At 33.0% G+C, this 4,248-nt stretch carries 8 protein-coding genes; all 8 read left to right on the top strand.

Annotated elements, in window-relative coordinates:
* The first annotated feature begins 233 nt into the window (after nt 1-233).
* The 8 genes from FJ213_12935 to FJ213_12900 all read left to right on the top strand — a co-directional run bounded on the left by FJ213_12935 (nt 234) and on the right by FJ213_12900 (nt 3,953).
* Nucleotides 234-926: a hypothetical protein gene (locus FJ213_12935; GenBank protein MBM4177055.1), complete on the top strand. Its 693-nt coding sequence runs from the start codon at nt 234-236 to the stop codon at nt 924-926.
* A gap of 4 nt (nt 927-930) precedes the next feature.
* The gene (locus tag FJ213_12930) at nt 931-1,176 is read left to right on the top strand and encodes a hypothetical protein (protein MBM4177054.1); all 246 of its coding nucleotides are present in this window, start codon (nt 931-933) and stop codon (nt 1,174-1,176) included.
* Between the two features lie 471 nt (nt 1,177-1,647).
* Nucleotides 1,648-1,887 (top strand): type II toxin-antitoxin system HicB family antitoxin, encoded by a 240-nt coding sequence (locus FJ213_12925; protein ID MBM4177053.1) that lies wholly within the window; start codon nt 1,648-1,650, stop codon nt 1,885-1,887.
* On the top strand, nt 1,874-2,095 hold the full coding sequence (locus FJ213_12920) for an addiction module toxin, HicA family (GenBank protein ID MBM4177052.1): 222 nt from the start codon (nt 1,874-1,876) through the stop codon (nt 2,093-2,095). The genes FJ213_12925 and FJ213_12920 overlap by 14 nt, the downstream gene beginning before the upstream one ends.
* A 239-nt stretch (nt 2,096-2,334) precedes the next feature.
* Complete coding sequence (locus tag FJ213_12915) at nt 2,335-2,529, top strand: DUF2281 domain-containing protein (protein ID MBM4177051.1); 195 nt, start codon at nt 2,335-2,337, stop codon at nt 2,527-2,529.
* Nucleotides 2,514-2,846 carry a type II toxin-antitoxin system PemK/MazF family toxin gene (locus FJ213_12910; protein ID MBM4177050.1) on the top strand — a complete coding sequence of 111 codons (333 nt, stop codon included), beginning with the start codon at nt 2,514-2,516 and terminating at the stop codon, nt 2,844-2,846. Before FJ213_12915 ends, FJ213_12910 begins: the two co-directional genes overlap by 16 nt.
* A gap of 443 nt (nt 2,847-3,289) precedes the next feature.
* Nucleotides 3,290-3,586, top strand: coding sequence for a toxin-antitoxin system toxin subunit (locus FJ213_12905; GenBank protein ID MBM4177049.1), 297 nt, complete (start codon nt 3,290-3,292; stop codon nt 3,584-3,586).
* Nucleotides 3,579-3,953, top strand: a complete 375-nt coding sequence (locus FJ213_12900) for a DUF86 domain-containing protein (protein ID MBM4177048.1) — start codon at nt 3,579-3,581, stop codon at nt 3,951-3,953. Before FJ213_12905 ends, FJ213_12900 begins: the two co-directional genes overlap by 8 nt.
* Nucleotides 3,954-4,248: the final 295 nt, after the last annotated feature.

The raw sequence follows: 4,248 nt of genomic DNA, 5'->3' as shown, positions 1-4,248 counted from the left end.
TCCGCCTTCGGCGGACAAGTCTTACTTCTATATATATACGCCGTGTAGCGTTTATTTATGTTCGATTTGTTTTTAAATCAAAAGCGTCCGAAGGATCCTTCGGAGAGGTGGGTGCCTGTCGCTCGCCAATCGGTGATTTTACGACAGGGTTTACGTAGCAAAACAAGTAAAATGTTAGAACTAAAATTTCAAACATTTAACTACGTAAACAAAAACTATAGGAGAGAATTAAAATGAAAAAAGCATTAAAGAGTATACTTACATTACTAATCATTTTTATACTAGTTAAATGTAATGACAGCCAGGGTCCTACTATTTACGAAAATGAAATACAGTTAAATAGTGTAGATAGTCTTGATATTCTTTTAGAATCTGATCCATTAACCCAAGAATTAATTAACATACGCACAAACATTACAGAGCGTATTAACAGAGGATTAAACATTAATTTTACATTGGAGGAACTTAGACAAGCATACCGGGAAAATAATGTAGAAAGAATCCTTTTATATATGGAACTCTCCTCACAAGAAGCAGAAGAATTATCAGAACGACTAATAATTGTAGGAGACTCATTATTATTAAAATATCCAGACTTAAATAGGTACATAGATACCTTAGAATGCCACACTTGCGTAGTAGACTCATTCTTCGCACATTATAATGATTTTACAGACACTTCTTATTTTAATAAACCTTTAAGTTGTAGATGGGGTCCCTACATTGCCACTCTTCTTATGTGTAAATTTGCAGGTCCTGTGTTTTATTGGCCTTGCGCATATGCAGCTATCTGTGCATGGTGCTCAGGTGGGATTGCAAGTGAAATTTGTCATCTATATTTAAAGAAAGACATACTTATAAAATCCAATCATAATTTGACTTGGCATGATAATAAACTCGTCAATTCGAAAATAATAAGGAGTTAGTATTATGGAAACTGCACTTATGATTAGTTTGGTAATTATTTTCGGAATATGGAGCATAATTAGTAAAAAATACAATAGTAAATCCACACGAATACTAGATTTAGTAATGTTGTCCTTAGCTATTACCATTTTAATTATCACGGCTTTTACGGTTGAAGAAAATCGATACATTGCTATCGTTTTCATTATAATAGGGCTAAGTTTTAGTATAAAAAAAATAAAAGAATTAAGATTAAAAAATCCCGATTAAAAATAATTTACTTGAGTAAAGCAGTAGAAAACTTTTCGTTCGCTGCTTTACTCTGTATTTTATTCTCTTACGTCACTGACTAATCAGAAGTGATGAAATAAAGAGCCTCGTATGATAGAGAGAAAAGCTTAGTTCCAAAAGGTCTACAAATCCAAAATAAATTTTTCAAATTCAATTATGCAGATTTCTATCGGATTGTTTTCAGAAAGCATGAATCGATTTTAGAATTCTCCATCTGCTGGGACGCTCTTATCAAGTGAGTTTGTAATATTGAGTTTTAAGGAAAAAAATTATTAAAAATATAACCGTAACGGAATGGAAGTAGAAATCTGTGTACAAGCAAAAAGCTTTGATTGCATTTTATTCTGTTCGGCAGATAAATTCTCAACTATAAACCGTAATTCATTTGCTCGCTTGAAAGACTTAACAAAATAACCTATTTTGACAACGAGTATTTTGAAGAGTTATAAAATGAAAATCTTAAATTATAGAATCCTATTAAGAAAAGAACCTGAAGGCGGCTTTACAATCACAGTCCCAACTTTGCCTGGTTGTGTAACTTATGGCGAGACAATTGACGAGGCATTGAAAATGGCTAAAGAAGCAATTGAATTATATATCGAAAGTCTTATCGCTCATGGTGAAGAAATTCCTTCCGAGGATAATACATTCGAATATACATTATCCGTAGAAGCAAATGTCAAAGCTTAAGTCATTCACTCCAAAAGAAATAATAAAAATTCTAGAGAGCAAAGGATTTATATTGGATAGAACCAAAGATAGTCACCAAATACTTATTAATCATGAAACAAAACGCCGAGTGGTTGTACCGTTTCATAAAAAAGATTTGCCTAAAGGTACATTGTATGAAATACTGCGTCAAGCCGGCTTAAGCAAAGAAGAATTAAAAAATTTATAAGGGAACAATCAACTGCACTTAACAAAACTATTTTCAATTTTTAAGTGTATTTAGCTGTTTCAACAAATAGTTCATTATCAATTTTCCATAGTCAATTGTCAATTCTCAATCATGCCTATTGGCAGATAAATTATCAATTATAATTTCTCCATTCTCAATTATAAACCGTAATTCATTTGTTCACTTGAAAGACTTTCCAGAAAAGTTTATTTTGAAACAGAAATATTAGAGAACGTAATATGACCAAAAAAGAACTGCTGATAAGCGAAATTGAGCAAATCCCTGAATCTCTTTTAGACGATGTTTTTGATTTTATCAACTATCTGAAGACAAAAATCGTCAAAGAAGAAATTGACACTGCGATTATGAGCGAATCCTTGCTAAGTAAAGATTGGCTTAGACCTGAAGAAGAGAAAGCGTGGCAAAATTTATAAAAGGCGACGTAGTCGTCATTCCATTCCCTTTTTCTGATCTTTCGGTGATTAAAAGACGTCCAGCATTAATTATCACTTCCTTGAAGGGAAATGATCTTATTCTATGCCAAATCACAAGTCAAACCGTAAAAGATGATTATGCAGTTCAAATAACCGATAATGATTTCGAGCAAGGAAGCTTGAAGCAAGTAAGCAACGTACGGCCCAATCGAATATTTACTGCAGAAAACAAAATTATCCTATACAAAATCGGTAAACTAAACACTCACAAATTAAACGAAATTATAAAGAGAGTAATTGATATTATTCAACATTAATTAGGAGTTTGAACTTCTCGCAACGGTTTATAGCAGCAAGCGGTTTTATCACTTTACTAAATTTTACATTAACCATCTCTCCTCCAAAAGACAATACTTCGTTCATTTTACATTTTCCATTTTACATTATACATTACACATGCTCTTCCATCTCGACCTTGACGCATTTTTCCCTTCGACAAGCTCATGGCAGACATTTCCGTTGACTTGCCCACCTCGGGCGGGCTTGTCCGCCTTTGGCGGGATGCATACTCGCTCTCTTCGACTGTGCTCAGAGCAAGCCTTCACTTATCACATATTGACTCCTTTGGAAAGGGCAAGCTGATAATTGTTGGCATGGATACTAATGGTTCACAACTTTGACTAAATCATGTAAATATCGCGTTGTTTATATAAAACTAAATATATAACTTTGATTAAGATACACTCTAAGCGAAAGCAAAATGGAACTTTCAAAATCAGAAATAATTAATAAGCTTAAGGATGAAAAGAAATTTCTCGAGAAGGAATTTGGTGTCATCAGTATTGGGCTTTTTGGTTCCTATGCGAGAGAGGAAAATCAAATTGATAGCGATATTGATTTACTTGTTGAACTGAAAAGTGTGTGCTTTGATGACTTTGCAGGAATTCAGCTTTACTTAGAGTCATTGTTTGACAGAAAAGTCGAAATCATATTAAAAAACAACTATCTAAGACCAAGCTTTGTAAATAGAATCAAAAGAAACATTGTTTATGCCTGAAAATGTTTTATTTGATCAATTCAAAAGCATTTTAGAATCTATAGAGATCACTCAAGATCGCTTCGATACAATTCAAATTGCAGAAGATTTTGTAACATCTCCAGAAGGAGTTACTAAATTAGACTCAATCGCTATGAGACTTCAAATCATCGGAGAGATAATTAAAAGCATAGACACAAAGCATAGCGCCCTGTTTCAAAATTATCCTCTTATCGACTGGAAAAAGATTATGAAGCTTAGAGATTTGATATCGCATCATTATGACATAATCAATCACAAAATAATCTTTGATATTTGTAAAAATCACATGCCGAAACTAAAAAACACTATTACTCAAATCATCAACGACCTAAGCACAAATCCTTAGAAATTCAATTTTCAGTCTTTGAGTGTATGAAATCTGTCTAACGAATAGACAATCTCCTTAGAAGTACCATCTTCAATTTTTAAGCGTAAGTATCTGTTACAACAATTAGTTCATTATTAATTCTAAATTGTTCATTCTTCATTCTCAATTCTCCATTGTCAATTCATAATCATGCCTATCGGCAGACAAGTTTTCAATGCTGCCACGAACCAGTTCGTGACAGCCTGAATAATTATAAATTGTTATGATTTTCTTGGCTGTCACGGAAAGCCAGCGAGTATCAAGTTGAGTTTAA

It is taken from the genome of Ignavibacteria bacterium, assembly GCA_016873845.1.
GTDB lineage: Bacteria > Bacteroidota > Ignavibacteria > Ch128b > Ch128b > JAHJVF01.
The sequence above is the reverse complement of the archived record's forward strand: the minus strand, read 5'-3'. Positions and strand labels throughout refer to the sequence as shown.